Genomic DNA, 25,969 nt, shown 5'->3' with positions numbered 1-25,969 from the left:
ACGGCCCCTTGATTCGCGCATGCCCAACGCTGGTCACTTCGTCATCCCGACTGTGAGAATCAGGGAATGGCCGCACAGGACCGAACTGCGCGATGCCCCCGCCCATCGGCCCTGTCTTCTATTGCGCATGTAAAAAAATCAGCCCGAAGATGCTGCAACCACGCATTTGCCTGGGTGAAAGCGCGGGATCTTGGCGACTATCAACGCCTGTTCGATTCCGGTTTCGGTCGGGATGGGTTAAGGATCTGCGAAAGGCCATGATGGCCGTCGCGACCGGCACACGCGCCAAGAGTAAATGCTCTCTGCGGCATGGCTCCTGTGCCTGGGTGGTGCTGAGAAACCGCCGGGCGTGGAAAGGACATGATGGAAGACCTGATCGCCACCAATGGAAGCCGGTTTATCTTCGCCATCGCCATGGTCGGCCTGGCGCTTGGGGCGCTCGTCGGCGTACTCTGGCTCCTGAAGAACCGCACCGCCGGCGGCCTTCTCCTTCGCCCGACGCGCCTGCGGACCCAGCGTCTGACGGTTCTCGATTCAACCGTCATCGATGCGAAGCGCAGGCTGGTGCTGGTTCGGCGCGATGATGTCGAGCATCTGCTGCTGATCGGCGGGCCCGCCGATCTCGTGGTGGAGACGCGAATCGGTCTTGAGACAGACCGCCAGTCTTCGCCGGCGATGGACGAACAGGCTCCCCCGGCCGAGGAGACCGACGCGCGCTTGGCAGCGCTGTTTGCGCAGCGCGCACCCGTGGCCGAAGAGCATGCGGCAATCGGCCGGGTTGCCCAGCTTGAACAGGGCAGTAGGTCTGGATCTGCGACCGACCATGGCCTCGGTCACGCAGTGCCTCGTGCCGCAGCAGCTGATCCGGCACCACGCGCTCCCGCCACGGAGCCAGTCATCCCCGCTCCCCGAGATTTTTTCGCGCAGGTGCCGCAGGACGACCCACTCGATGTGCTTTTCCCGCCCGAAGATGACCATCTTCCCGCGCCTGTCGCCCATCGCCGCGAAGTCGAGGCGGGATGGGAGGATCTGGACCCGGCCTATGGCGGGCAGGAACCTGCGCGGATCAACGACAGGACGGACCAAGGGCCTGATCGTGTCTTCTCTCCGGCGGATGCGATGACACCGCGCGACATTGAGCTGCAAATGGCCGAGGAGCAGCTTTTCGGCACCGCCGTGAGCGCGCACATGTCCGGCCATCCCGAACAGAGGCAGGCATCTTCGTCTGCCGCCCCGCCGCGCGCTCCAGCGCTCCGGGAAGAGGCGCCGGCGCGCAGTGCAGGCGCTGATTTCCATCACGAGTCCATCGCAGCTGAGAGCGGATGGACCGGAGCGCAGCAGGATGGCGGCGCATGGCGGGAGAAACAGCAAAGGCAAGACGACCTGCCAGCCGACCCTTGGGCCGGCTCCGATGGTCTGGACTCTCTTTGGCCTGAGGACGACGCCGGTGTCGATCCGCATGCTGAGCGGCAGTTTAGCGAACCCCGACAGCCGGATTTCGCGCCCGAGGTCCAACCAAACGCCACGGCGCAAGGCACCGGCGGAGCGACCTCGCAACCTGAAGAGCGTCGGCCGCTACACCGTGCGTCCCTTGCGGACCAAGCCGTGTCCGCGCCGGCAGCGACGGGCTTCACACCATCATCCGCACCATCCAACACCAGCGCCATGGGAGACGAAGGCGCGGCAGCGCATGCGGCCGACACGTCGGGCACCGAACGATGGACGTTGCGCGCGGCCGCCGCGCGCCATGCGGCCCAGAGCGCTGCCCGCGGCCAAGACGGCACGCCGCCACCCTCAGCCCTACGCAGCGCCGCCAACAGGCTCGCCTCGCCATCACAGCCCGCCCCAGCGCTCGCCCCTTCGGCAAGCGACTCGTCTGTTGGGCAGGCCGCGCGCGAAAGCGGGAGCATGCTGCGTCAACCGAGCCTGCGAACTGACGAGGCGACGATGCAGGCGCGCGCTTCGTCGATCACAGGCGGAGAAGAAGCCTCACCATTCGGCGCATCGCGTCCTCCCGCATCGCCTGCCGAGAGCCGGCGGGCGTTGGACGCCGGCGCGATGCGCGGGCCGGACGTGAGAGCGATGTCGACCGAGCGGGGCGTTGCGAAAGCACTGTCGACACAGGCGCAGGCACCCGTTCGAGACCGGCGCCTGTTCGCGGCACCGGGCGATCGATCAGACAGCGCCTTGAGCCAGGATGATCCTGCAAGCGTTCGGCCGGAGATGGTTGGGCCAGAGGTCGCAACGGAGCCGGCCTTTCGAAGTGCGCCCTCGGAGACATCGGGCGCAGCCACACAAAACGTACCAGCACCGGTCGTGCGTCCTGCACGAGCAGCCGAGACTGAGATGAGTGCGCCGGACCGCCGACCGGACGCAAGGCAGCCGATGCCAGATAGGCTTAACGTGGCTGCAAATCCGAGGCCAGACGACATGCGCGCAACAGCCCAGCCGGTGCCGAGCGGCAGGCCGACCGAGGCGCCAAGAGCCGTCGAGCGCAGTGCGCAGGTCCAACCGAGCGCGGCGGCACATGGCGCCACCGGGCCCGCTGACGAGCGCCGCATGCCGTTCGATCAGCGGCTGGCCCGCGCAGCGGCCCAGCGACAGTCAGAGCATCAGCCACAGCGTCCGGCACCACCGCCAGTCTCCGGCATGGGGCAGGTTCTCTATCGCGCAGAGGAAGCCGATACGCCGCCTCCAGCCGCCCCGGCGCGCTTGCCGCCACGCCCGCCTATAGCGGCCAGACCTGATGCACAGCCTGCGATCGTGACGGCCTCCGGAATGGACAGAGCAGCGGCAGAAAACCCAAAGCCTGCTCTTACGGCCGAAGACATTCTGGAGGCTGCGCGCAGCCGTGTGCTTGCACCGCCTCCCCCTGCGCGCGCACTCGCTGCTTCAGCGCAGACGGCACGGCAGCCGGAGCCGGAAGCGGTCAATCCCAACAGCTTCGCTGGCATTCTCGCGGCCGGGCGCGGCTCCGAATCCGCCAAGACGCCGCAGCTTGCGGCCCCCGGACCAACACAGACCGGACCGGCACAAAGTGTAGCCCAGGCCGCACCGCGCGCCATCCCTGCTCCACCTCGACCGGCGCCGGTCAACCGGGACGATTTCGACCGGATGCTGCAGGATATCGGCGAGGAAAGACGTCGATAGGAATCGCCGCCCTCTTTGGTCGATCACAGAGCGCGACGCCATCTTTGATCGGCTGTCCCCCGTCCAATATCGTCGAAGTCTGGCTGACCATGACGACCAAATGCTCCTCGTCCTGATCAGAGCGCTGTTCGAACGCATCTGCTCGAAGGTGGCTGAGCCAGTGAAGCCAAGAATGCCGCCGGTGCCTCAGCGCTGGCCTGGCCCTGCCCGCTTGGCCAGATGGATGCCATGTCTCCTTGCATCGTCGCGTAGCACCTTCGCATACCTCGTCTTTTATAGCCTCCCTTAAGACGGCCAGCAGATTGATCGCGTCTTCCTGACGCAAGCTCATCTTCGACCCGCGTTCTTTCGATTTTTTTGATATATCGAAATCTATTTTTTTGGCATGCTCATCGTCAATTCTTCAGGCATCGCGCCGATCATGAGCGACCTCGACCTCTGTTACGGAAATGTGTGCTGATACCTTGAACACGCGGAATGCAGCCGACGCTCCAAACTCACAAACAGCGCTTTCGATCTATTTCGATATATCGTCTTGACGGCGCCGCGAACAGAGCGCATAAGATATATCGAAAGATCAATCGAAAAGGAGTTCGATATGTTGGATTTTGGATTTTTTGGCGGACGTGGTAATCACGATCGGGACGGGCGCCATGCCGAGGGCAGGCGTCATGGGCGGCATGAAGGGCGTGGCGGACGCGGTTTCGGCGATGACGGCGGCGGGCGTTTTGCCCGGCTTCTCGGCCAGGGCGATCTGCGCCTGCTCGTTTTGCTGATGATGGAAAAGGAGCCCTGCCATGGCTACGAAATCATTCGCCAGATCGAGACCATGACAGGCGGCGCCTATGCCCCGAGCCCGGGTGTCGTCTATCCCACGCTCACCTTTCTGGAAGAGGCGGGACATGCCAACGCTGAAATGGACGGCAACAAGAAGCGCTTCGCCATCACCGAGGACGGCAAGGCCTATCTCGATGCACACCGCGAACGCGCCGAGGAGATCTTGGAACGGCTAACGGCAGCAGGCGAGCATCGCGAGCGCCGGCACAAGCCGGAGGCGCGCCCCCAGCACGGCGCGCCCCTACCTCCCGGCCTCGATGCCGCAATGCTGCATCTTCGCGACGTGGTGGCCCGCAAGGTTGCCGAAGATGAAAAGCATGCCGGGACACTGATGCGGGTGATTCTTCAGACAGCCGAAGAGCTGGAGTCGGATCGCCGCGACGCCTGATCGGGATGATCACGCACCGGCAGCATCGTGCGTTTGATAAAGACGCACGATGCTCATGCACATGGAGCATCAGACCAAAGATCGTAAGCGGCCGATGCTCCAGACTTGTTGTTTCTCCATCGGATTTCCAAGGAAACCGGCATTCCCCTTCGGTCCATGGCATCGAAACCGGCGCAATCGCACGCGTGACCCGTGACAGCGAGGCCCATAGCCAGCCGGCTGGACTGCAAGCTCTCAACCGTGCTGCGGCTCGGTCTCCCGCGTCAGAATGGCATAGCTGCGGCCTGCCCGGACCACGGCGCGCAGCAGGGTCTTCAGCACGAGATAATCGTCTGGCTTGGTGACGAGCCGCCGGTTGATCAGGCGACGGGTGATCAGCAGCGTGCCATCCTTCTCCTCGACGCGGGAGTCGAACAGCCCCGCCTCCGTATCGATATGGACGGGAGGCGGAACGGACTGCACTTTCAGCCTTAGAGGCAGCTTGATCGCAACGCTCCAATCCAGCGTTCCCGTCATCAGCCGAAATGGCGCGACGGTGACGTCGTCGTGCAGGAGAGGCGCATTGCTGACGAGAGGCTCGGTGTCGAAACCTGTCTGCAGCGGCAGCACGATCGTCTTCTGCACGAGGTCGACTACCTGCGCAGACATCCAGTTGGCCTTCAGCAGCAGATCGTCTCGCCATGTTTTGGGCTGGATGACCGACAAGCGCCCCTGACCATCCTGGCCATTGATCGCAAGCTTACGGGTCAAAAGCGCGGCAGGACCGTTGGAATCGATATCTTGCTGATATTGCGCGACCAGCCAAGGCGACACATGCACCATCGCCTGACCGGTCACGGTGCCGTCCGGACCGAGCACCAGTTCGGAGCGGTTGGAAATCCGAAACAGATCGGGGCTGGCATCCGGCAGCCTGATCACACGGCTGGGCCTGCTGACGATCAGGGCCTGTTTGTTGATGAGCTGTTCGTCCAGCGCGGCAAAGGGCGCGCGCTTGTCCGTGGGATTGTCGAACAGGTTGAAATCGGGAAGATAAACCATGGCGTGATTGAACTGCCACGCAACCGGCAGCGGCAGCGGATCGTAGAGCGTGCCCCACTGAACGACAGCGCGCTCGGCACGGATGCCGACGGCGCCCAGAAGCGCGCGCATCAGCGCGGTCTGGTCCTTGCAGTCACCAAACCCGTTGTCCAGAATCTTGCCGATGGGATGCTCGACCCATCCGTCATTCGGGTTGAGATAGACCGCCGTGTAAGCAATGTTCTGACGGATCCAGTCGTGGATCGCAGCTGCCGCTTCAAGGCCCTGCCTGTCTCCGACAATGGATCTGGCTAATTTCGCGATGCGGTCTGCCGTGGCTGGATCGAGATCGTCCTGCACTTGCGCCAGGATCCGATCGCCCTCGTCTTCCAGCCGCTTCAGCGTCGTTGCCATGAAGCGCGGACGAAACTGGTCCTCCGACACCGTGGGATAGGTTAGACGCAGCTTCGGAATGTTGGTCATATGGGCGCGGATAATGCGTCTGTTATCGGCTATATGCTCCTCGGTCTCCACGCCCGGATCGGCATACCATTGCAGATCGATCGTCGACGGCACATCAAGGATAATCGTCGTATCCTCGACCTTTTGATCGTAGCGCGCTGTCTCCAGAATATTCACCCCGAAAAGCTGCGGCGTTTTGCGCAGCCGATGCCACTTCACATGAACCTTCGATCCCGGTCCTACCTGGGGAAACACAACGGTGATCTTCTGATCCGCATTGAAACCCGGCATATTGGACGGCTGCGGCGCGGAACGGGTGAAAATATCCTCTGATGGAACGGTGTGGCGAACCCCATCGGGGCTGGTCACCCAGGCTTCGGCTACCTCGAGCATTTCCGTCGCAGGCGAATAGGTTTGCCAGCGGCGCGTATTTTCCGCGCGGTGCCCGCTGCGAATCGGCATCGAGTCGATCGTGCTCCAGCTTTCCATCGTCAGGTCGGCATTGACCTTGTACTCCAAGAGCACATGCCGAAGACGATCGTCATCGGAACTATCGTTATCATCATCGTCGGCATGCATCGGCTGATGCGTGGCCAGCAGGATGACGGTCGAAAGGATGGGCAGGATCAGGCGGCGCAGATGCGGCCACATCATCGTAATCATTCAGCCTCCGAATGCGCGGCCGCGCGATTCATTGCCTCGTTGATGGGGAGCGATCCACTCGATCGTCATATATGAATATGACAAGATCCTGATGCGCGCGCAAGCTGCTCAGCCTATGCCGCGCTGACGCGCGGACAAAAAAAGCCCCGCCAGTCGTTGCCGACGGGCGGGGCGAGGAGGGCGCATCGCGATGCGGATGAGGGAGGGACCATCCACACGCTTGAAGATACGCCAGGAGAACCTGAAGTCAGCCGCGCCCTGCCCGCGAGAACACCCGCGCGGTCGCGTCTTCGCCATGGAGAGTTGCAACAGCTCCTCTCCCGGCACTGGAAACATCTGGAACAAGCTTTCGGCAGCGCCGAACAGGCCGTTGCTCGATCACCCTAGGCGGCGCCCGTTCCCCCGAACGTTGCGCCAGTGATCTCAAGTAATGCCACGCGGCCACATGCTCATCATGTGCGCGAACCACCATGGAGCCAAGCTCAGCGGGAACGTCTTTGTCTCTCCGCTGTGTTCATGATCCAACAATACTGTAAAGCAATCGTTTCTTCTATCGCGAGAAGTCACTGGTGATTTGCTGGGGTGATCCAGCAGCTTCTTAAGTGCATGGTTAGAAATCTGGTGGAGCGCGATGAGGCAAGACTTGCCGTTCCGGCGACAGACCGAGGTTTGACGCGCATGCACGCGGTGCGTGTTCGTGCTGGTATGGTCGCCCGGGCGCTTATCGTTCCCTCATGATCGGCAAGCGCAGCTTTGGCGATGACGGGAGGCTTGGAGACAAGCGCTGCGATCGCTGACGCGCATCTTGAAACAGGATAACGCGCCCTTCCCCTCAGCAGAAATGGAGGCCCGCCTGCCCGCGCCGCGATCAAGCGGCCGCCCGGCATGACCACTCGTCATCAGGCAGTGCAGGCGAAGCGGATTATGCGTTAGCCCGTTATTTCCCGCGCTCGGCGTCGCGCAGCCGTTCCAGCCTGTATTGCAGCAGGCGGACCATTCGCCGGTCGAAATTGATCGCCTCGCGCCGGTCGAAGGCAATCTGGGCCTTGTCATGCGCGGCCACCATCTCCGCCGTCACGCGCGACGCATCGGCCTGCAGGGTCTCGCAATCCGCCTTTGCGGGTAAAGCGAGCAGCGCCTTTTCAAGATCGCGGGCATAGTTGCGGGCGATTTCGGCGTGACGCTCTTCATGGCGCTTGATATCCGAAGAGAGCGTGTCCCAGACCAGGCCCATATCCCGGTCAGCACGGTGGCGCTGCGTCCAGCGCGGCAGGATCAGCTTGGTCGACAGCGTGACTTTCGCGGTTCCGACGAGGCAGCGCTCACCCTGGCGAACATAGCTGACCGAGCCGCCGAACTTGATCCGCGTCGCGCCGGGATGGCGGGCCCCCGTGGCCGTCATCAGCGGCCCATGGGCGGAAAGCGCCTTGTCCAGATCTTCCGCCGTCGTGCCACGGATCGGAAAATAGGTAATGGTCTTGACCATCTGCGTTTCCGCGCGAAGCGATGCGCCCGGCAGGGCGATCAGCATGGCCGCCAGTGCGCCACCGGCAAGACGCGAAACAGAGCGGCCAAGACGGGCGCGGGACGAAACGAAAAACATGAGCGATGGTCCGGGCAATTGAATGAACGGCGAGCTTCGGGCATAGCCTGCCCGCATGCAAGAAGAAAGCACGCCGTGCGGATGCGGCATGGCCAAGCAGCGCCGGGCCAAGCGGCGCACGTGGATCCCTTCCACCCGAAAACCCGAGAAAAGGCAGGACGCGCCATGACGATTGATCCCTTCGCGCCGTTTGTCTGGCGTCTTGCCCATGGAAGATCACTCACGCTCGGCCCGCGCGCGCAGATCATGGCCATCGTCAATGTCACGCCGGACAGCTTCTCCGATGGCGGAGCGCATCTCGATCCGGCAGCGGCCGTTGCCCATGCCAAGGCCTGCCACGCTGCCGGCGCAGCGATTCTCGACATTGGCGGCGAATCCACGCGGCCCGGCGCCGCGCCCGTGACGGCCGAGGACGAGCAGGCGCGCATCCTGCCGGTGATCGCCAGACTGGCGGCGGAGACGGATGCGATCCTCTCCGTCGACACCTACCGGGCGGAGACGGCCGCGCGCGCACTGGCTGCCGGCGCACACCTGGTCAATGACGTGCATGGTCTCTGGCGCGAACCCGCTTTGGCGGAGGTGGCAGCGCGCAACGGCGCGGGGCTCTGCATCATGCATACCGGGCGAGAGCGCCAGCGCCAGGCGGATGTGATCGAGGATCAGCGCACCTTCTTCGACCATTCGCTTGGCATCGCCCGCGCCGCCGGTCTGGCGGACGATACCCTGGTGCTCGATCCCGGATTCGGCTTTGCCAAGGAAACGGCGGCAATCAATCTGGAGCTGATGGCACGTCTCGGCGAACTTTTCCCGCTCGGCTTTCCACTTCTTGTCGGCACGTCACGCAAGCGCTTCCTCGGCACGCTCACAGGGCGCGAGGCGGCGGAACGCGATGCCGCCACGGTCGCGACCAGCACGATCCTGCGCCTGGCCGGCGCGGCGATTTTCCGTGTGCATGCGGTGGCGCCAAATGTCGATGCGCTCAAGGTCGCGGATGCCCTTCTGGCGGCGCGCGGCATTCTGCAGCCGGCATGATCGGCCTATTCTGCCTTCAGAGGTATCGGGAAGGCTGAAAGACCAGCATCCCCCCGGCGTTTTCGGCTGGACGCGGCATGGCGTCCCGCCTACCCCTCTGTCACGTTGTGCTTGCGCGTAACGCCGGCCTCCACTTTTGACCCCTCTTTGGATCCTGCCCCATCCATGTCCGACACAACCACGCCTGAGACACCCAGGACCTATGTGATTACGCTTGCCAATTGCGCCTTCTTCGCCCGTCATGGCGTGCTGGCCGAAGAGACCCGTCTCGGTCAGCGCTTCTTCGTCGATTGTGAACTGGAGGTGGAGGCAGGAACGGCGCTGACGGACGACCGGATCGAAGGAACCGTGCATTACGGTTTGGTCTTCGAAGCCATCGAGGCGGTGGTCACCGGCACGAGGCGCAATCTGATCGAAACGCTGGCGCATGATGTCGCACGCAGGCTTCTGAGCGACTTTCAACAGGTGCGCCGCGCGCGAATTACCTTGCGCAAGCCGAGCGTGCCGATTGCCGGTATTCTCGACCATGCGCAGGTGACGGTGGAACTGGTGCGATGAGCGCGCAGGCTATGCTCGGCCTCGGCGGCAACATTGGCGAGGTCAAAGCGCAGCTTGCTGACGCGCTGCGCCGTCTCGATGCGCTGGATGGCTGTCGCATCGTTGCGGTCTCGCGGCTTTATCGCACACCGCCTTGGGGCGTGACCGACCAGGCCTGGTTCAACAATGCCTGTGCTGCCGTGCAGACGACGCTGACGCCGGAAGCCTTGCTGGAAGCCTGCCTGTCCGTGGAGCGTGCGATGAAGCGCGAACGTATTCAGCGATGGGGGCCACGGACCGTCGATATCGATCTTCTGACCTGTGGAGAGGAGCAGCGCGCCAGCCAGACGCTAAGCCTGCCACATCCGCGCATGACCGAGCGCGCCTTCGTGCTGCTGCCGCTGAAAGATATCGCGCCGGACCTCATGATTGCCGGCCACAGCGTCGCGCACTGGGCGAGCCTGTCGCAGACGGCTGGCATCGAGCCCATCACCGACAGTGGCGACTGGTGGCACTGACACAGAGAGCCAAAAGCGCTTCAAACGGCCAAAAGCGCGTCGCGACCTTACGGCCTTGACGCGCTTTGAACGGTTCAGCGGATGCCGTCGGCATGGCGAGACCGCCATACGGCCTTACAGAAGATCTCCCTGTCAGGGCTTGATCGAACCGACGGCGAGATTGTCGACCTGGCGGGTGAGGCTGAGGCCGATGACCGGGATCATCGCATCATCCACCTTCACGGAAATGGTGACGTTCAGGCTCGAGGGGTCCTGCAGGCGGGCGATCAGCGCACCATTGAGCTTTTTCCGGTTGATGCCGACGACGACCTTATCCTTGGTGACGACGCCCGAGACGATGTCCAGCCCCTTGCCCTCGGCGCCATCGAGGAAGCGGCCGCCATAACTGTTGCCCTTCTGGCTGATGGTGGCCGACATCGGCTGCTTGAAGACGCCGACGCGGCAAAAGCCGTCGAGCTTGATGCCCGCATCCTTGCCCTCGGTCGGCGTGCCGGTCAGGTCGCAGCTGAATTTCGTGCCCTTATATTTGCCGGCGACGATCTCGCCCGGGCCGGACCACTGGCCATTGACGGACTGGAAGAAAGCCCGGTCCGAAGGCGCCGCTGCGGCCGTCGAAGCAAGGGAAAGGCCGGCAAGGGCCGCAAGGCCGGCCAGGGCGGGCGCGATGGTCGAAAGGCGCGGAAGCATCAGCGTTTCCTTGGAAAGGATAAAACTCGAAATCTGCTGGAGACAATGGCACTTAAATGGTTAATGCTTGGTTTCGACAGCGCCCGCCACAGCCTGCCGCCTAACCTTTAGTCCGGCAGAAGACAGAACAAGATCCGAGCCCTATCCCGCTTAAAACATTCAGGATTTTGACGTCGCTCAAGCCGATTGGGGCTCGCGCAGCACCACGATTGCCGCTGCCAAAGCCTTCAGACTTTGCGCTCGCCGGGCGTGAGATCCCCGAGGAAGTCGCCGATTCCCGGCCGCCGAAGCGCGCGAAACGGCATGGGCCGGCAGACATCCATTGCAGCGATGCCGATTCGCGCGGTCATCAGCCCGTTGATCACCCCCTCGCCCAGGCGCGCCGAAAGCCGTGACGCAAGCCCGTGACCGAGCACTTGCTGCACGAGGCTATCGCCTGCCGCAATCGAGCCGGTGACGGCGAGGTGGGCAAGCACGTCGCGGATCAGGCGGACAGAGCCGAGCGTGCCTGGCCGGGCACCATAAAGTTCAGCGACCGCGCGGATCAGCCGTGCGGATTCATAAACGACATAGCCAAGATCGACCAGCGCACGGGGGCTGACGGCGGTCACAAGCGACACACGCTTGGCTGCGCCAAGAATCAGCACCCGCGCATCACGGTCGAGCGCCGTCAGCAATTCGCGCTCTGCAAGGTCGAGAAGCTGCGGACCATCGATGATCTCGTCCTCGGTTGCCTTCAGCGCCGCCCGGCCGGCGGCCGTCTGCGCGCGGCTTTTGAGAAGCCCTGTCAGCGCATCCACCACCTTGCGCGCCGGCGCGGCGGTTGGCTGGGTGGCGGCGGCAAGAGCGTCCGCCTTCAACGTCTGGACATTGGCGAGCCGGAAGATGCCGGCGAGCTCGCGTCCGGCAACCGTCAGCACGCCGATCACCAACAGCACGACGGCGGCAATGGCGATCATGCCCAGCGCATCCGAGCGCGCGAACAGATCACGCACCAGCTGGTCGATCCACAGACCGAGCGCCAGCGAGACGAGCACACCGAGCGCACCCGATGCCAGGCCGATGAAAGAAAAGCGGCGGCGGCGCGGCAGCACGCGCGCCTCTGCCACCTCGATCGGCTCCAGCGGCAGCGTCGTCTCCGCAAATGGGTCCTCGGCCGGCAAGGTCAGCTGGACGCCTTCATCGAAGGCGGCGGGGCGGCGGGCGGCGGCGGGCGGCGTTTCGGGTCTGGAAGCATCCGGCTCCAGCGAGAAGGCAGCGGGGCGGCGGGGCGGTTCGCTTGTCATGCGAGACGATCTCCGAACAGGAACTGCATGGCACGGTCGAGGCGGATATGGGGAACGGACAGCTTCAGCCCGCCGCCGGTCTCCTCGATCTCGGGCGGGCGAAAGCGCACGAAATTGAGGGGTAGCTCAGCGGGCCGACCGGCATCAACGGGCATAAACAGCAGATCCGGATTGGCAGGCAGGTCGCCTGGAAAGATCGCCGTGCGGCGCTTGCCATCGAAAACCTGACCGTCGATTGTTTCCCCTGACATGGGAACGCCGACGATGACAGGCAGCTTGGCGCCGCCCTCCTCCACTGTCGCCTCGCGCGTTGCCCGCACGGCGGCCAGCGCCATCACCTCGAGCCCCGCGCCAGCCATGCCAATGCGATCGGCCGCGCGCTGCACCAGCCGCGCGGTGATCCGCTCCAACCGATCGTGCGATTCATGATGCAGATGGTCCGCCTTGGTGGCGGCGATCAGCACCTTGTCGATCCGCCGTGTCAGGAAGGACGACAGAAAGGAATTCAGCCCCGGCCGGAAGCAGGCCAGAACCTCGGCCAGCGCCTCTTCCAGGTCGGCAACCGCTTCCGCCCCGCGATTGATCGCGGTCAGGGCATCGATCAACACGATCTGCCGGTCGATCCGGGCAAAATGCTCGCGGAAGAAGGGTTTGACCACATGGGTCTTATAGGCCTCATAGCGGCGCTCCATCATCGCCCAGAGCGAGCCCGGCTCCGCCCGTCCTTCCGGCGGCAACGGCAGAGGCGAGAAGGTCAGCGCCGGCGAGCCCTCGAGATCGCCCGGCATGAGGAAGCGGCCGGGCGGCAGAATGGAGAGCGCGCGCTCATCGCTGCGGCAGGCCCGGAGATAGGTGGTGAAGCTTTCAGCCAAGGCCCTGGCTGTCAGTTCCTCCGCCGGGCCCGACAGAGCAGCGGCTTTTGCCCGATCCCGCCAGTCGCGAGACAATTCGGCCCGCACGCCTTTTTCCGCCCGCTCCCAGGTCTGGGCGCTGAAAGCGCGAAAATCCTGCGACAGGAGCGGCAGATCGAGAAGCCATTCGCCGGGATAATCGACGATATCGATCGACAGCTCGCCGCGCGAAAACATCCGCCCCCAGCCGCTGGCGCTCTCATAATCCAGCGTCAGGCGGATCTGCGAGATCGCCCGGGTGGAATCCGGCCAGATGCGATCGCGCACCAGCGCGGCGATATGGTCCTCATATTGAAACCGTGGCACGGCATCGTCCGGCTGCGGTGCCAGGCGGATCTTCGAGACACGTCCCGATCGAACAGCTTCGAACACCGGCAGGCGCCCGCCATTCAAAAGATTATGGACGAGCGACGAGATGAAAACGGTCTTGCCCGCGCGCGAAAGACCGGTCACCCCGAGCCTGAGACTGGGATGCATCAGGCCGGCGGTTCGGTCTGAAAACGTGTCGAGCGCAATCAGCGCGTCGTCTGCGAAACGGGACAGGAAGGACGACAAGCGGCACGCTCTCCGATATCAGAGCCTCCGCAACGGGATGCTCGGAGGATTTCATCGAAAAGCGATATAGGCATGGCCATCCCGCCATGGAAGGGGGAGCGGCGCCGGCCTGTGCAGGCAGGGCACGGATGCTCAGGCGATAGGCGGTTCGCCATGCGGATCGAGCCAATGGACAAGCCGCCCGGTTTGCCCCGGGACCGGCGGCTGGTCGAACTCGAACACGGCAAGCCCGGCCGGCGGATAGCCGTGATCATAAGAGCCCGGCGGCAGGCCCTGCCCGGCAAGGCTGCGAAACAGCTCTTCCATCACCGGATTGTGCCCGCACAGGAGCACGGCATCGACATTCTGGGCCGCGGTCGCATGGATATAAACCTCCGCCCCGCCTGAGTAAAAGCCCTCGACGACATGAACAGGCAGATCCTCCTCGGCAGAGCCTTGGAGAGGAATGACCGTCTGGCGGCAGCGCCGGGCTGGCGACGTCAGGATGATTTTGGGCAGGACGCCGAGGCCGCCGAGCCGAAGCGCCAGATTGGCCGCATCGACTTTTCCGACGGCATCGAGTGGCCGTTCGCGATCGCGCTGGCCGGGCTGGGCAGGCGCGGCGCGGGCATGACGAAGCAGGAACAGGCGAAAGGCAGGAGCGGCAGCGGAAGGCAGAGACAAGACGATCCTCGGGAAAGCGGCGACCTGCACAGGTTCCGCCGCCTTGATCTGGATATCAAGAGCAAGGCCGGGAAAACGCCAAATACAGCCTCACACAAGTTTATTCCGGCTGAATTTTAGGCAGGCCCTTGACAGGCCATCGATCCATCGGGCCGCGCGACGCCAGCAGATTCTAGGGATTGACCATGTTCTCCTTGCGTTTCGCTAGGGCGTCTGGATGGCCTTACTGTCACTAAACCTTAATTTTGATGAAATATTAGCTCCTTAGCCTGAGTTTTTGGCAAAGCCCTGCTTGTTCCAGCGGTTGCTTGCGAGGCTTGAATCGCTTCGGTTGTGGGTCTATACACCGCGCACATGAGATGTTCTTCGGGAGAATCGCGTTGAGTGAGAAGATCGATCTTAGTTCCTACGTGCTGTCAGAAGACGATGAATTCATGAATGGCAATCAGCGGGCCTATTTCCGAGCCAAACTGAATGCCTGGAAGAATGACATCCTGCGTGAGGCGCGCGAGACGCTGGGCCATCTGGCTGAAGAAAGCGCCAACCACCCTGATCTTGCAGACCGGGCTTCGTCTGAAACCGACCGCGCTATCGAACTGCGCGCCCGGGACCGCCAGCGCAAGCTGATCTCCAAGATCGACGCGGCCCTGCAGCGCCTGGACGAAGGCACATATGGCTATTGCGAGGAAACAGGCGAGCCGATCGGCCTCAAGCGCCTCGACGCCCGCCCGATCGCCACGCTGTCGATCGAGGCGCAGGAGCGTCACGAGCGGCGTGAAAAGGTTTATCGCGACGAGTGACGCCGGCACGTCAAGTCCGTGCGGACCGGGATGACGCCGATCATCGTGGTTATTCGAAAGGTGAACGATGCGGACCCGGTGCGGATCGGGTCTCTATGGCCGAAGCCTTGAGCCAGCTGGCACTGCGACTATAAGCGAGTGCAGAGAGGCATATGCCTTGTTGCGGCTAATTTTCAAAGCACATCGCATAAAATGACGCACCGCCTTGTCTCAACGAAATCTCTTGAGACAAGACGGTGAAGCGTTTCGCTTGCATTCAAACACAGTTGATGACGCGCTCTTCATCCGTTCTCAAGGATTGCCTCAGAACGCTTTGCCGTCAAATTGGCTTTCTTTGCCGCCTGTCCCTGCATCAACCCAAGGACGGCGCATAAGACACGGCGCATTGCATCATCAAGCTGAAAGAAGCGGACCCGACCGCGGGGCCACTTCTCAAAATGATAAAGCGTGTAATGAAGAGATCCGCCAAAGAGGGCCAAACCTCTCTGATGGTCATGCTTATGGCTTGTCCCGAGCATCTACAACGGCTTGACTTTATGGAGGTCAGCAGATCCTCGGGACAAGCCCGAGGATGACGTCGAGGAGAGTTTAAGCTCACCGAAAAATTGTGCAGAAGAGAACCTTGCAACCTAAAATCAGCGAGGACATCGCCAGCAAACCACTTGCGGCGTGTCCTGTGATCGTCATTGATCCGATGCTCTGGAGTCGTTGTTCTTGCATCGGATTTTTCCCGAACCTCTTCCCCACTTTCTTATGCGAGGCGCTAGCCGACGAAGGCGCGCTCGATCACGAATTCGCCGGGCTTGTTGTTGGCACCTTCCGTCAGGCCGGCTGCTTCGAGCAGTTCTTTTGTTTCCTTCAGCATTTCGGACGAGCCGCAGATCATCGCCCGATCAACGGCGGGGTCGAAGCCCTCAAGTCCGAGATCGGCGAAAAACGCACCAGTGCGGATGAGATCCGTGATTCGGCCCGTCTTCTCAAAGGCTTCGCGCGTCACAGTGGGATAATAGCGCAGCTTGTCGCCGACCAGTTCCGCCAGGAATTCATGGTTGCGGATCTCCTCGACGAGATCGAGACCATAGGTGAGTTCGGCCACTTCGCGCGTGGTGTGCGTGAGGATGATCTCCTCGAATTTTTCGAAGGTTTCCGGCTCGCGGATCAGGCTGGCGAAGGGCGCAACGCCGGTCCCGGTGGAGAACATGAACAGGCGACGGCCGGGGGTCAGCGCGTCGAGCACTAGCGTCCCGGTCGGCTTCTTGCGCATCAGAACCGTATCGCCGGGCTTGATCGCCTGGAGATGCGAGGTGAGCGGCCCATCCGGCACCTTGATCGAAAAGAATTCAAGCTCCTCGTCCCAGGCCGGGCTGGCAATGGAATAGGCGCGATAGATCGGCTTCCCCTCGACCATCAGGCCGATCATGGCGAATTCGCCAGACCGGAAGCGGAAGCTTTCCGGCCGGGTCATGCGGAAGCGGAACAGCCGGTCGGTATAGTGCTGCACCTCGGTGACGGTTTCGGCAAACACGCCAGCCGGAATGTTGGCGGCGAAGTCTTCGGTCTTGGCCGGAGCATTCATGTCGATGTCGATCCTTCAGTGGTTCGCTCCGGCCTTTCGCCGCCCGGTCCGCCGCCTGCCCGCTCGAGGAGGTTTCTCCTCTTGAGCAAGCCTTGGCTGCGCCCTGGCGCCGACGCGCTGAGCTTTACGTCAATATGGCCGCGCCAACCCGCTTCGCAACAGCGAAAGCATGGTCAGGCCGTGAAAATAGCCTGTCGCGCGACACGTTCCCTTCCAGCCCTCATCCACATCCTGCCTCGCGAAACCCTGCCAAACCGCATGAAGCGATCCGGCCAAGCACCGATCAGGACACGCGTCGCCAGCTATAGCCTCCACTCCTGGCAGCTGGCTTGGCAGTCGGCTGATAGTGATGCGCGATGCCGGGCAGACAGTTTTCCTCAAGCCGTCGGATCGCGGTCGCATTGGTCACAGCAACACTGGTAATGCCGCAACGCAGCATCAGGGGTATCTGGTCGATCAGCACATCGCCGACCGCACGTAGTTCGCCGGAATAGCCAAGCCGGCTGCGCAGCAGCGACGCATGGCTGAAGCCGCGCCCGTCATTGAACGCCGGGAAGGACAGAGCGACCAAGGCGATCCGATCGAGAAAGGGCTGAAGCTCGGACACGTCGTCGGCAGGCGCAATCAACACACCGAGTTCGCTTTCGCCGGCCTTGGCCTTTTCCAGGAAAGCCGCGAGCGGCAGCAGAGACCGCTCATTGGTTCCGGCTCTCGTTTCCTCGGTCTCGATCACCCAGGGATCGTCGCTGACGAAGCCGGTCTCGTTCCAGATCTTTGGCGTCTTGCTCATGGTCGATTCCGTCACGCTGCAGCCTGCGTCGCGCCGTAGAGCGCATCCTTGAAGGGCTGCGGGCCCACGCGGCGATAGGCTTCCAAGAAGGTTTCCGCCTTATCGCGCCGCAGACCGAGATAGGTGTCGACGATCGTCTCCACCGCATCCGTCACCTTCTCAGGCTCGAAGCCACGGCCGATAATTTCGCCGATCGAGCTGTTCTCGTCGCCAGAGCCGCCGAGCGTGATCTGATAGAGCTCCGCCCCCTTCTTCTCCACACCCAAAAGGCCGATATGGCCGACGTGATGATGGCCGCAGGCATTGATGCAGCCGGATATCTTGATCTTCAGCTCGCCGATTTCAGCCTGCCGTTCGGCAGCGCCGAAGCGGGTCGAGAGCTCCTGCGCCAGCGGGATCGAGCGCGCATTGGCGAGCGCGCAATAATCGAGACCCGGACAGGCGATGATGTCGGTGATCAGGCCGGCATTGGCGGTGGCAAGACCCTGGGCCACCAGCCCGCGATAAAGGGGTTCCAGATCGGCCAGCGCCACATGTGGCAGGATCAGGTTCTGCTCATGGCTGACACGGATCTCGTCGAACGCGAATTCCTCGGCCAGATCCGCCACGGCCTCCATCTGCTTGTCGCTGGCGTCACCAGGAATGCCGCCGATCGGCTTCAGCGAAATGGTCACCATACCACAATCGGGGTGCTTGTGCGGGGCGACATTCTGCTCCACCCAGCGGGCAAAGCCGGCATCTGCCTTCTTCCAGCGCGCCAGCGATTCCCAGCCTTCCGGCCGGCTCTTCAGCTCCGGTGGGGCGAAATAGGCGGTGATGGCGGCGATATCCGCCTCGGGCAGCTTCAGCTCGGTATCTTTCAGCTGCAGGAATTCTTGCTCCACCTGACCTGCCAATTCCTCCGCGCCGGTCTCATGCACGAGGATCTTGATGCGCGCCTTGTACTTGTTGTCGCGCCGACCATGCAGGTTATACACGCGCATGATCGCGGTGGTGTAGGAGAGCAGATCCTCTTCCGGCAGGAAATCGCGGATCTTCTTGGCGATCATGGGCGTGCGCCCCTGCCCCCCACCGACATAGACGGCAAAGCCGATGCGGCCGTCCTCGTTCTTCTTCAGATGCAAACCGATATCGTGAACCTGGATCGCTGCGCGGTCCCGCTCGGCGCCCGTCACCGCGATCTTGAACTTGCGCGGCAGGAAGGAAAACTCCGGATGGACGGAGGACCATTGCCGCAGGATTTCGGCATAGGGCCGCGGGTCGGCCACTTCGTCGGCGGCAGCGCCGGCGAAGTGATCGGCCGTAACGTTGCGAATGCAATTGCCCGAGGTCTGCAAAGCATGCATTTCGACGGTGGCAAGTTCGGCGAGAATATCAGGTGTATCGGCCAAGCGCGGCCAATTGTACTGGATGTTCTGGCGCGTGGTGAAGTGGCCGTAGCCGCGGTCATATTTGCGGGCGATATGGGCAAGCATGCGCAGCTGACGGCTGTTCAGCGTTCCATAAGGAATGGCCACGCGCAGCATATAGGCATGCAGCTGCAGATAGACGCCGTTCATCAAACGCAAAGGCTTGAAAGCATCCTCCGCCAGCTCGCCGGAGAGGCGGCGACCGACCTGATCGCGGAACTGCGCGACGCGTTCGGAAACGAAGGCATGATCGAATTCATCGTAACGGTACATGAAACTGTCTTCTCTTCCTCAGGCGGCTTCGAACGGACCCAGAAGCCCGCGATAGCCCGGCGCATAGTCGATCGTCGGCCCCTCGGCGCGGATGCGCTCGCGCAGGCGCAGAGGGCGCAGCAGGCCGTCCTTTTCTTCGATCTCGATGACGTTGACGTCAACCACCTTATTGTCGGCAAAAGCAGCTGTGCCGGTCGCTTCCAGCGCAGAAACGGCCTCGGCATGGCGGGCGACGAAAGCGCTCTGGAGATCTTCCACCCATTGCCCGGAGGCATCGAGCCAGACGGAAATGCCGTCCGAAAGGCGGTTCGCGGTCAAGACCTTGTCGCTCATCTCATGCCCTCACACGTTCGTTCGTCTGGTTGGCCGCATCAGCCTGAGGCGCGGACTTGGCGATCTTGGCGCGCGCCAAAGGCTCCGACTGGTCGAAATTCGCGCCGGCCACGGCTTCGCCGATGATGACCATCACCGGCCAGCTCAGTTCTTCGCGATAGGCCAGGTCCGGCAGATCGGCAAGCGTTCCATGCAGGAGCCGGCGATTTTCCCGGCTGGCATTTTCCACGACCGCCACCGGCGTCTCGCGCGGCAGGCCGGCCTCGGCCAGGCGAGCGGCGACGGATGCGGCCACCGTCCGGCCCATATAAACGGCCACGGACGCGCCGGACACCGCCAGCCGCGCCCAGTCCGGCAGCACCGCGCCGGTCAGGTCATGACCGGTCGTAAAGACAAGCGAGGAGGCCACGCCGCGCAAGGTGAGCGGCAGTTCGAAATCGGCGGCCGCAGCCAAAGCCGAGGTGATGCCGGGCACGATCTCGTAGCCGATGCCCGCCTCGCGCAAGGCGGCCATTTCCTCGCCCGCGCGGCCATAGACCAACGGATCACCGGATTTCAGCCGCACGACCCGCTTGCCCTCACGGCCCAGGCGAACCAGAAGCTGGTTGATCGCGCTCTGGGACTTGGAATGACAGCCCTTGCGCTTGCCGACAGCTATCCGCTCGGCATCGCGCCGGCCCATATCGACGATAGCTTGCGGCACCAGCGCATCATAGACGAGCACATCGGCCTCCATCATCACGCGCTGGGCACGCAGCGTCAGCAGATCTTCCGCGCCAGGGCCCGCCCCCACCAGCCAGACACGCCCCTCAGCCGCTTCCGGGCTTTTCAAAAGCCGCGTCGCGGTGCGGCGCGCGGCCGAGAGATCGCCACCAGCCACGGCATCGGCAACTGGGCCCGAGAAGAAATTGCGCCAGTAGATGCGCCGGGCGCTCCCGCGTGGCAAGAGACGGTCGACCGCATGGCGATAGGCTGCCGCCAAGCTGGCGAGGGCGCCGAGAGACGGCGGCAGCATCTGGTCGATGCGTGCGCGGATCATCTGCGCCAGCACAGGCCCCGCCCCTTCCGTGCCGATGGCCACGGCCACCGGCGCGCGATTGACCAGCGCGGGCGTGATGAAATCGCACCAGTCGGGTTGGTCCACCGCATTGGCCGGGACCTTGGCCGCGCGCGCGGCAGCGACGATCGCCTGATCGAGACCTGCATCGCCGGTTGCGGCGAAAACCAGTGTCATACCCTCCACCTGATGCGGCGCGAAACGCTCAGGCACCCGCTCGATCCCGCGCTCCGCGAGAAAGGCAGCATAATCGGCCTCGGGCGCATCCGAATAAGCGATCAGTCGCGCCTCGGTGTTCAAAAGCAGGCGGATCTTGGCGTAGGCCTCGTCGCCGTTTCCGAACACGGCAACAGGCTTCCGTGCGACACGGAAGAAGGCCGGGAAAACGGTCAGGGCTTGAGACATGATCGAGAGAGACTCCGGGTATGATTTTTTTTCGCAATATGCCGCAAAGCACAGGCGCTTTGAAGGAACAGTTGTTCGCCGCATTTTGCCCGTGCGTATTCTTTTGCTCGGCTTTATGGATTATGGAGCAAATGTCACCCTCGTGCAGGGTTTTTCGCAGCCCTCGCCTCCCCTCGTGTCTCAAGAGTTCGCCCATGTCCGACCAAGCGCTTGCCGCACGCCTTCTCACCGTCATCGAGGCCGATATTTTGCCGCTGACGCGGCGTGGCGTAGCAGCTGGAAACAAGGTTTTCGGCGCGGCGATCCTGCGCAAATCCGACCTGTCGCTGGTGGTTGCCGAGACCAACAACGAGCTGGAAAATCCGCTCTGGCATGGCGAGGTGCATACGCTCAAGCGCTTTTACGAGCAGGCCGAGAGCCGCGACACCAAAGACCTGATCTTCCTGTCGACGCACGAGCCCTGCTCCATGTGCCTTTCGGCCATCACCTGGGCCGGCTTCGACAATTTCTACTATTTTTTCAGCCATGAAGATTCGCGTGACAGTTTTGCCATCCCCCATGACCTGAAGATCCTGAAGGAGGTCTTCACACTGGAGCCCGGTGGCTATAACCGCCGCAATGCGTTCTGGCGGTCCGCCTATCTCGGTGACATGGTGGCCGCGGCAGATGAGCCCGTCAGGGCAGCCCTCGAAGCCCAGACGTCGCGCATCCGCGCCGACTATGCGGCTCTTTCCAACCAATATCAGGCCGGCAAGGCCGACAATGACATTCCCCTGAATTGAGACCAACCATGAGCGACAAGCCGGAGAGCAACAGGCCGGAAAGCGGTGCGGCGATGGTGCCCTCCCAGGATATCGCCCGGCTGATCGAGATCATGCGCGCGCTGCGCGATCCGCAGACGGGCTGCCCCTGGGACATCGTCCAGACCTTCGCCTCGATCAAACCCTATACGATCGAGGAAGCTTACGAGGTGGCCGATGCGATCGACCGGGACGATCTGGAGGATCTGCGCGAGGAGCTGGGCGATCTTCTGCTCCAGGTGGTTTTCCATGCGCGCATGGCAGAGGAACAAGGTGCATTCGCCTTCGGCGATGTGGTCGAGGCGATTACCGCCAAGATGATCCGCCGCCACCCGCATGTGTTTGACCGCAGCCCGGCCGACACGCCTGATGGCGTCAAGCAGCAGTGGGAAGCGATCAAGCAGGAAGAGAAAGCGGAGCGGGCCGCAAGGCGCAGCGCGCGCGGCCTGCCGGCCGGGCCGCCGAAAAGCCACCTGTCCAGCGTCAAGACCCACGGACCAGCGCTCCTTGAAGCGCTGGAGCTGCAGAAGCGCGCGGCCACGGTCGGTTTCGACTGGGCGGAGGCCGCACCGATCCTCGATAAGATCGAGGAGGAGATCGGCGAGCTGCGCGAGGCGCTTGCGGCCGGGCGGCGCGATAGGGTCGAAGACGAATTCGGAGACCTGATCTTCGCTCTGGTCAATCTCGGCCGTCATGTGGATGCCGATCCCGAAGAGGCCCTGCGCGGCACGAATCGAAAGTTCCGCAAGCGCTTTCGCGCCATCGAAGAAGGGCTGGCGGCCTCAGGCGAAACACTGGAGGCGGCGTCACTCGATCGTATGGAAGCGCTCTGGCAGGCAGCCAAAACGCGCGACTGAACCGCAGCTAACGCCCCTTGCCGTGATCCGCCGTCACACCAGGAACATCGTCTTGTCCAGCGTCATCGGCTGGTCGAGATGCAGCACGAAGTCCGCCTTCCTGTCGCCGTTCACGTCGGCATAGAGGATCGTCTCGCTCGACGTCTTCTCATAGCGCAGCTCGCCACCCGTCTTGGAGAACCCGGCCGTGCCGATGAAGGTGAACGCCTGGTGGCCGGCCACCTTGGTCATCGCATCGATGGCGCTGAGATCGATCCGGTCGCCCTCGGCGGGTGTGAAATCGGTAATGCGGTCGAAGGCCTTGGGCGTGCTGTCGGCCATGGCGCGAAAGACGAAATGGTCGGCGCCGCTGCCTCCGGTCAGCACATCCGCGCCGAGGCCGCCGATCAGCCAGTCGTCTCCTGCCCCGCCCAGGATCACGTCCTTGCCGGCGCCGCCATCGAGGACATTGTTGCCGTCGTCGCCAGAAAGCCGGTCGGCGAAACGCGAGCCGGTCAGGTTCTCGATCGAGACGAAGCTATCCCCGGCTGCTTCGCCGGTGTTGATACCGGGATGTGCGAGGTCGACACGCAGGCCGGCCTTGGCGCGGGCATAGGAGGCGGTGTCGTTTCCGGCGCCACCGTCGAGCTTGTCTGCACCCGCGCCGCCGATCAGCACATCATCGCCATCCGCTCCGAAGAGCGTGTCGTTGCCAGCGCCGCCGGCCAGCTGGTTGGCTGCCTGGTTGCCAATGATCAGATCATTGCCGCTGCCGCCTTCGACATTCTCGATCAGAGATCGCTCGTCGCCGTGATAGAGAAGCGCGTTGTAAATGTTACCGCTGGCATAGCCGTCATGCGGCCCGCCGCCGAGAAAGGCGAGCTGGTCGGCGCTGAAGGTGGAGGAGGCGCCCGGGCGAAGATCGATGACGAGCTTCGTCTTGTAGGCACTGAGATCGAAGGTATCGACGCCGCCGCCATCCCAGATCGTGGCGAAGATGCGGTTGGCGCCCGGCATAATCGCCGCCTTCCCGTTGATGATCGTCGCGCCGCTGTCAGGCGTCCAGCGATAGACGGTATCGCCGCTATTGGTGGAAAAATTGGCGCCGTACATCGCCTGGAGCGCGGCGATATCGGCCATCATGAAACTCTGCGGCGCGCCAAATTCTTCATATTCGGAGGACGTGCCGGCGGCGCCAATGAAGGAGCGATAGGTCATTACCGAATATTCGACGGAGTCGTGGTCATCCGGCAGCGCGCCATAGGGATCGGTCTCATGCCCGTGCGAAAGCCCGAGCGCGTGGCCAAGCTCGTGCACCAGGGTCTGCCAGGCATAGTTGCCAGCAATCGGCTTGCGGTAGTCGCCGGACTTGTTGAGATAGGTCGTGCCGAAGAAGATATCGCCGCCTTCATCCGATCCGCTCGGATAATAGGCATAGGCCGTCTTATTGTGATTGGACGATTGCGCAAAGCGGATATCGGCCGTGGCCGGCGTCCCAAGCGACAGCGACAGACGGGTGAAGCCTTCGACCGAGAAGCCGTCGTCACCCGTGGTTCCGCTGGATTTCTCCAGGAAGAACAGCGCCTCCTTCTTCTGTGACGCGGAAATGGGGGCAAAGTGCGAGCGGATCGAGCTGGCATAGCTATAGCTCGACAGGCTTGTCGGGAAGGCATAGGTGACCTTTGGCCCGGCCCAGGCGACGCCCGCCAGCACACCGTCGATCATCGGATCGCCGGTGGGCGAAATAGAGGTGGTCAAGCTAGCCATGGCATCCTCCCCAGGATCGTTCGACATCGATGCAGGCGGCAGGGGCGCTGGAACATCGGCCTTCTTCATTTGCTTGGCACTGGCGGAAGCGCATGTTGACAGGCTCGGCAGAGCTGCAGTCTACTACCAACTTGGTTAGCAAAAGACAACTATAGCGGATGGCATGCGCCGGCTGCTCAACGCGGTTTGCCAATACAGGAATCACAGGAACACGGCCGACACAAGCAGCCTGTATCACCTCATCGTGCAATGATTGAATGCTTATGACGGAAAAGAAAAAGCTGACTGGCGTGTGTCAAGAGCGGTTGTCGTGGCAGCGATGGGCTGGCGGTCTTGCCCTGGCATCGCTCGGCGCAAGCCTCTCGACGACATCGTGCAGCGCGGGGCCGGAACCGAGTCACGACAGAGGCAGCACCGGCCCGGCCACTCTTATGGCGATGAACCCGGCGGGTGATCCGGACGAGGCCGTTCAGCGCGAGTTTTCGCTGATCGAACGGCGCGGAACGGTTGAAGCCTATGAACGCTTCATCCGCCGGCATCCACGCCACCCCTTGGCAGAGGAAGCGCGCCGACGGCTGAGGACCCTCGCGCCGGACTGAGCCCAGGACCGGCATCGGCGGCGAGGTTCAGGCCTGGCGTTCCGGCACGTGGACGATCAGGCCATCTAGTGCATCGGTCATCTTGATCTGACAGGAGAGGCGCGAGGTAGGGCGGACATCATAGGCGAAATCCAGCATGTCCTCTTCCATTGCCTCCGGCCCGCCCACGGCGGCCGTCCAGGCCTCGTCGATATAGACATGACAGGTGGCGCAGGCACAGGCCCCACCGCATTCGGCCTCGATGCCGGGCACCGCGTTGCGCACTGCATTTTCCATCACGGTCGTGGCATTGGCCACATCGAAATCGTAGCGCGTACCATCGAAGGAGATGATTGAAAGCTTGGGCATGAAGCGGCTCTTGAGGCTGATGAATGTCGGATGCCGCTTTAACGGATCGAAGAGGCGGCGCGAGCCGTTTTTCTTCACCAAATCAGCCAGTCCGTCAACCGCGCAGGGCCAATCGCTCCGGCTGGAAACGCCATGGCTCCTCTGTCCGTAAGTGCACAGCATGGCGGCTTCGACCCGCCTCCGGCGGAGACGGGCACCTTGGTCCGTGTTCTTCCCGACGCGCCGCATCAAAGAGGCCCTGAAGACGCCGGCACCCGGAAAGGGCGAGCCTACCGGCAAAGCTTGAGAATGAAGAGCTCGCAATCCAGCACGCGCGCATTGAGGGTGGCGAGATGTTCGGCGCCCGTCTGTCCGTTTTCCACCGCATGCGCAGCTGCCGTCACCTCCGTGGCGCCGATGGCGAGCGCGGCCCCCTTCAGCCGATGGGCGAGCGGCGCGTACTGATCGACGGCAGCGCTTTCCAGTTCTTTCAGGACCTGGCGTGCCTGGCGCGCAAAAAGCTGAAGCACCTCCAGTTCCAGCGACTTGTCGCCCATCGTCTGGCGTGTCAGATGATCGAGATCGATCGGCCGCGTCGCGGTGGGGTGCAGCGCGCGGTCGGGTTGGGGCGCATCGAAGGCGGACAGGGAGGCCGGCAGGGCCATGGGTCATTCCTCAAGGTTTCGGC

At 62.9% G+C, this 25,969-nt stretch carries 23 protein-coding genes; 9 read left to right on the top strand and 14 right to left on the bottom strand.

The window, feature by feature from the left end; genetic code table 11:
• Window positions 1-360 precede the first annotated feature (360 nt).
• Together BMX61_RS15275 and BMX61_RS15270 are read left to right on the top strand one after the other, a co-directional pair.
• Entirely contained in the window at window positions 361-3,150 is a 2,790-nt protein-coding gene (locus BMX61_RS15275) for a flagellar biosynthetic protein FliO (RefSeq protein WP_075626423.1), read from the top strand.
• Between the two features lie 598 nt (window positions 3,151-3,748).
• A complete protein-coding gene (locus tag BMX61_RS15270; protein ID WP_083639308.1) occupies window positions 3,749-4,375 on the top strand; it encodes a PadR family transcriptional regulator in 627 nt (208 codons plus the stop codon).
• Window positions 4,376-4,609: 234 nt separating this feature from the next.
• Here the strand turns inward: BMX61_RS15270 and BMX61_RS15265 are convergent, their stop codons facing one another.
• Together BMX61_RS15265 and BMX61_RS15260 are read right to left on the bottom strand one after the other, a co-directional pair.
• Complete coding sequence (locus BMX61_RS15265; protein ID WP_083639309.1) at window positions 4,610-6,517, bottom strand: DUF3857 domain-containing protein; 1,908 nt, start codon at window positions 6,515-6,517, stop codon at window positions 4,610-4,612.
• Between the two features lie 937 nt (window positions 6,518-7,454).
• On the bottom strand, window positions 7,455-8,120 hold the full coding sequence (locus BMX61_RS15260; RefSeq protein WP_075626425.1) for a DUF922 domain-containing Zn-dependent protease: 666 nt from the start codon (window positions 8,118-8,120) through the stop codon (window positions 7,455-7,457).
• A gap of 165 nt (window positions 8,121-8,285) precedes the next feature.
• On the opposite strand from BMX61_RS15260, the gene folP reads away from it, so the two are divergent.
• From folP to folK, 3 genes are all read left to right on the top strand, one after another.
• The gene (gene folP, locus BMX61_RS15255) at window positions 8,286-9,152 is read left to right on the top strand and encodes a dihydropteroate synthase (protein ID WP_075626426.1); all 867 of its coding nucleotides are present in this window, start codon (window positions 8,286-8,288) and stop codon (window positions 9,150-9,152) included.
• A 165-nt stretch (window positions 9,153-9,317) separates the two neighbouring features.
• Entirely contained in the window at window positions 9,318-9,710 is a 393-nt protein-coding gene (gene folB / locus BMX61_RS15250) for a dihydroneopterin aldolase (protein WP_075626427.1), read from the top strand.
• Complete coding sequence (folK, locus tag BMX61_RS15245) at window positions 9,707-10,207, top strand: 2-amino-4-hydroxy-6-hydroxymethyldihydropteridine diphosphokinase (RefSeq protein ID WP_075626428.1); 501 nt, start codon at window positions 9,707-9,709, stop codon at window positions 10,205-10,207. Before folB ends, folK begins: the two co-directional genes overlap by 4 nt.
• Window positions 10,208-10,339: 132 nt before the next feature.
• On the opposite strand, the gene BMX61_RS15240 is transcribed toward folK, so the two are convergent.
• The 4 genes from BMX61_RS15240 to BMX61_RS15225 form a co-directional block, all read right to left on the bottom strand.
• Window positions 10,340-10,894 carry a hypothetical protein gene (locus BMX61_RS15240; RefSeq protein ID WP_075626429.1) on the bottom strand — a complete coding sequence of 185 codons (555 nt, stop codon included), beginning with the start codon at window positions 10,892-10,894 and terminating at the stop codon, window positions 10,340-10,342.
• Window positions 10,895-11,121: 227 nt separating this feature from the next.
• Entirely contained in the window at window positions 11,122-12,180 is a 1,059-nt protein-coding gene (locus tag BMX61_RS15235; RefSeq protein ID WP_075626430.1) for a YcjF family protein, read from the bottom strand.
• Window positions 12,177-13,646 carry a YcjX family GTP-binding protein gene (locus tag BMX61_RS15230; protein ID WP_075626431.1) on the bottom strand — a complete coding sequence of 490 codons (1,470 nt, stop codon included), beginning with the start codon at window positions 13,644-13,646 and terminating at the stop codon, window positions 12,177-12,179. Before BMX61_RS15230 ends, BMX61_RS15235 begins: the two co-directional genes overlap by 4 nt.
• A 132-nt stretch (window positions 13,647-13,778) precedes the next feature.
• The gene (locus tag BMX61_RS15225) at window positions 13,779-14,309 is read right to left on the bottom strand and encodes a SixA phosphatase family protein (RefSeq protein ID WP_170854952.1); all 531 of its coding nucleotides are present in this window, start codon (window positions 14,307-14,309) and stop codon (window positions 13,779-13,781) included.
• A 380-nt stretch (window positions 14,310-14,689) separates the two neighbouring features.
• On the opposite strand from BMX61_RS15225, the gene dksA reads away from it, so the two are divergent.
• Complete coding sequence (gene dksA, locus BMX61_RS15220) at window positions 14,690-15,109, top strand: RNA polymerase-binding protein DksA (protein ID WP_075626562.1); 420 nt, start codon at window positions 14,690-14,692, stop codon at window positions 15,107-15,109.
• 763 nt (window positions 15,110-15,872) lie between these two features.
• Here dksA and BMX61_RS15210 read toward each other — a convergent pair.
• The 5 genes from BMX61_RS15210 to cysG all read right to left on the bottom strand — a co-directional run bounded on the left by BMX61_RS15210 (window position 15,873) and on the right by cysG (window position 20,952).
• The gene (locus tag BMX61_RS15210) at window positions 15,873-16,685 is read right to left on the bottom strand and encodes a ferredoxin--NADP reductase (protein ID WP_075626433.1); all 813 of its coding nucleotides are present in this window, start codon (window positions 16,683-16,685) and stop codon (window positions 15,873-15,875) included.
• Between the two features lie 283 nt (window positions 16,686-16,968).
• The gene (locus tag BMX61_RS15205; protein ID WP_075626563.1) at window positions 16,969-17,475 is read right to left on the bottom strand and encodes a DUF934 domain-containing protein; all 507 of its coding nucleotides are present in this window, start codon (window positions 17,473-17,475) and stop codon (window positions 16,969-16,971) included.
• An 11-nt stretch (window positions 17,476-17,486) separates the two neighbouring features.
• Window positions 17,487-19,157 carry a nitrite/sulfite reductase gene (locus BMX61_RS15200; RefSeq protein ID WP_075626434.1) on the bottom strand — a complete coding sequence of 557 codons (1,671 nt, stop codon included), beginning with the start codon at window positions 19,155-19,157 and terminating at the stop codon, window positions 17,487-17,489.
• Window positions 19,158-19,175: 18 nt separating this feature from the next.
• Window positions 19,176-19,490, bottom strand: a complete 315-nt coding sequence (locus BMX61_RS15195; protein ID WP_075626435.1) for a DUF2849 domain-containing protein — start codon at window positions 19,488-19,490, stop codon at window positions 19,176-19,178.
• Window position 19,491: 1 nt separating this feature from the next.
• Entirely contained in the window at window positions 19,492-20,952 is a 1,461-nt protein-coding gene (cysG, locus tag BMX61_RS15190; RefSeq protein WP_075626436.1) for a siroheme synthase CysG, read from the bottom strand.
• Between the two features lie 194 nt (window positions 20,953-21,146).
• Here cysG and BMX61_RS15185 point away from each other — a divergent pair, with 194 nt between their 5' ends.
• Entirely contained in the window at window positions 21,147-21,734 is a 588-nt protein-coding gene (locus tag BMX61_RS15185) for a nucleoside deaminase (RefSeq protein ID WP_075626437.1), read from the top strand.
• Between the two features lie 53 nt (window positions 21,735-21,787).
• Window positions 21,788-22,609, top strand: coding sequence for a nucleoside triphosphate pyrophosphohydrolase (gene mazG / locus BMX61_RS15180; protein ID WP_075626564.1), 822 nt, complete (start codon window positions 21,788-21,790; stop codon window positions 22,607-22,609).
• Window positions 22,610-22,642: 33 nt separating this feature from the next.
• Here the strand turns inward: mazG and BMX61_RS15175 are convergent, their stop codons facing one another.
• Entirely contained in the window at window positions 22,643-24,355 is a 1,713-nt protein-coding gene (locus tag BMX61_RS15175; protein ID WP_083639326.1) for a M10 family metallopeptidase C-terminal domain-containing protein, read from the bottom strand.
• Window positions 24,356-24,618: 263 nt separating this feature from the next.
• On the opposite strand from BMX61_RS15175, the gene BMX61_RS24330 reads away from it, so the two are divergent.
• Window positions 24,619-24,954, top strand: coding sequence for an outer membrane protein assembly factor BamD (locus tag BMX61_RS24330; protein ID WP_139198941.1), 336 nt, complete (start codon window positions 24,619-24,621; stop codon window positions 24,952-24,954).
• 27 nt (window positions 24,955-24,981) lie between these two features.
• On the opposite strand, the gene BMX61_RS15170 is transcribed toward BMX61_RS24330, so the two are convergent.
• Both BMX61_RS15170 and BMX61_RS15165 read right to left on the bottom strand, forming a co-directional pair.
• A complete protein-coding gene (locus BMX61_RS15170; RefSeq protein WP_075626565.1) occupies window positions 24,982-25,302 on the bottom strand; it encodes a 2Fe-2S iron-sulfur cluster-binding protein in 321 nt (106 codons plus the stop codon).
• A 269-nt stretch (window positions 25,303-25,571) separates the two neighbouring features.
• Window positions 25,572-25,946: an Hpt domain-containing protein gene (locus BMX61_RS15165; protein ID WP_075626439.1), complete on the bottom strand. Its 375-nt coding sequence runs from the start codon at window positions 25,944-25,946 to the stop codon at window positions 25,572-25,574.
• Window positions 25,947-25,969 lie beyond the last annotated feature (23 nt).

This window comes from Xaviernesmea oryzae (assembly GCF_900109605.1).
GTDB lineage: Bacteria > Pseudomonadota > Alphaproteobacteria > Rhizobiales > Rhizobiaceae > Xaviernesmea > Xaviernesmea oryzae.
This window is presented reverse-complemented; position numbering and strand designations above follow the sequence as displayed.

Bases quoted from the DNA above. Each gene is read 5' to 3' on its own strand.
- BMX61_RS15195 (WP_075626435.1), bottom strand. From the start codon at position 19,490: ATGAGCGACAAGGTCTTGACCGCGAACCGCCTTTCGGACGGCATTTCC.
- BMX61_RS15265 (WP_083639309.1), bottom strand. From the start codon at position 6,517: ATGATTACGATGATGTGGCCGCATCTGCGCCGCCTGATCCTGCCCATC.
- BMX61_RS15175 (WP_083639326.1), bottom strand. From the start codon at position 24,355: ATGGCTAGCTTGACCACCTCTATTTCGCCCACCGGCGATCCGATGATC.
- mazG (WP_075626564.1), top strand. From the start codon at position 21,788: ATGGTGCCCTCCCAGGATATCGCCCGGCTGATCGAGATCATGCGCGCG.
- BMX61_RS15235 (WP_075626430.1), bottom strand. From the start codon at position 12,180: ATGACAAGCGAACCGCCCCGCCGCCCCGCTGCCTTCTCGCTGGAGCCG.
- BMX61_RS15260 (WP_075626425.1), bottom strand. From the start codon at position 8,120: ATGTTTTTCGTTTCGTCCCGCGCCCGTCTTGGCCGCTCTGTTTCGCGT.
- folK (WP_075626428.1), top strand. From the start codon at position 9,707: ATGAGCGCGCAGGCTATGCTCGGCCTCGGCGGCAACATTGGCGAGGTC.
- BMX61_RS15205 (WP_075626563.1), bottom strand. From the start codon at position 17,475: ATGAGCAAGACGCCAAAGATCTGGAACGAGACCGGCTTCGTCAGCGAC.
- BMX61_RS15275 (WP_075626423.1), top strand. From the start codon at position 361: ATGATGGAAGACCTGATCGCCACCAATGGAAGCCGGTTTATCTTCGCC.
- BMX61_RS15165 (WP_075626439.1), bottom strand. From the start codon at position 25,946: ATGGCCCTGCCGGCCTCCCTGTCCGCCTTCGATGCGCCCCAACCCGAC.
- BMX61_RS15170 (WP_075626565.1), bottom strand. From the start codon at position 25,302: ATGCCCAAGCTTTCAATCATCTCCTTCGATGGTACGCGCTACGATTTC.
- BMX61_RS15200 (WP_075626434.1), bottom strand. From the start codon at position 19,157: ATGTACCGTTACGATGAATTCGATCATGCCTTCGTTTCCGAACGCGTC.
- BMX61_RS15240 (WP_075626429.1), bottom strand. From the start codon at position 10,894: ATGCTTCCGCGCCTTTCGACCATCGCGCCCGCCCTGGCCGGCCTTGCG.
- BMX61_RS15185 (WP_075626437.1), top strand. From the start codon at position 21,147: ATGTCCGACCAAGCGCTTGCCGCACGCCTTCTCACCGTCATCGAGGCC.
- BMX61_RS15210 (WP_075626433.1), bottom strand. From the start codon at position 16,685: ATGAATGCTCCGGCCAAGACCGAAGACTTCGCCGCCAACATTCCGGCT.
- BMX61_RS15270 (WP_083639308.1), top strand. From the start codon at position 3,749: ATGTTGGATTTTGGATTTTTTGGCGGACGTGGTAATCACGATCGGGAC.
- folB (WP_075626427.1), top strand. From the start codon at position 9,318: ATGTCCGACACAACCACGCCTGAGACACCCAGGACCTATGTGATTACG.
- cysG (WP_075626436.1), bottom strand. From the start codon at position 20,952: ATGTCTCAAGCCCTGACCGTTTTCCCGGCCTTCTTCCGTGTCGCACGG.
- BMX61_RS24330 (WP_139198941.1), top strand. From the start codon at position 24,619: ATGACGGAAAAGAAAAAGCTGACTGGCGTGTGTCAAGAGCGGTTGTCG.
- folP (WP_075626426.1), top strand. From the start codon at position 8,286: ATGACGATTGATCCCTTCGCGCCGTTTGTCTGGCGTCTTGCCCATGGA.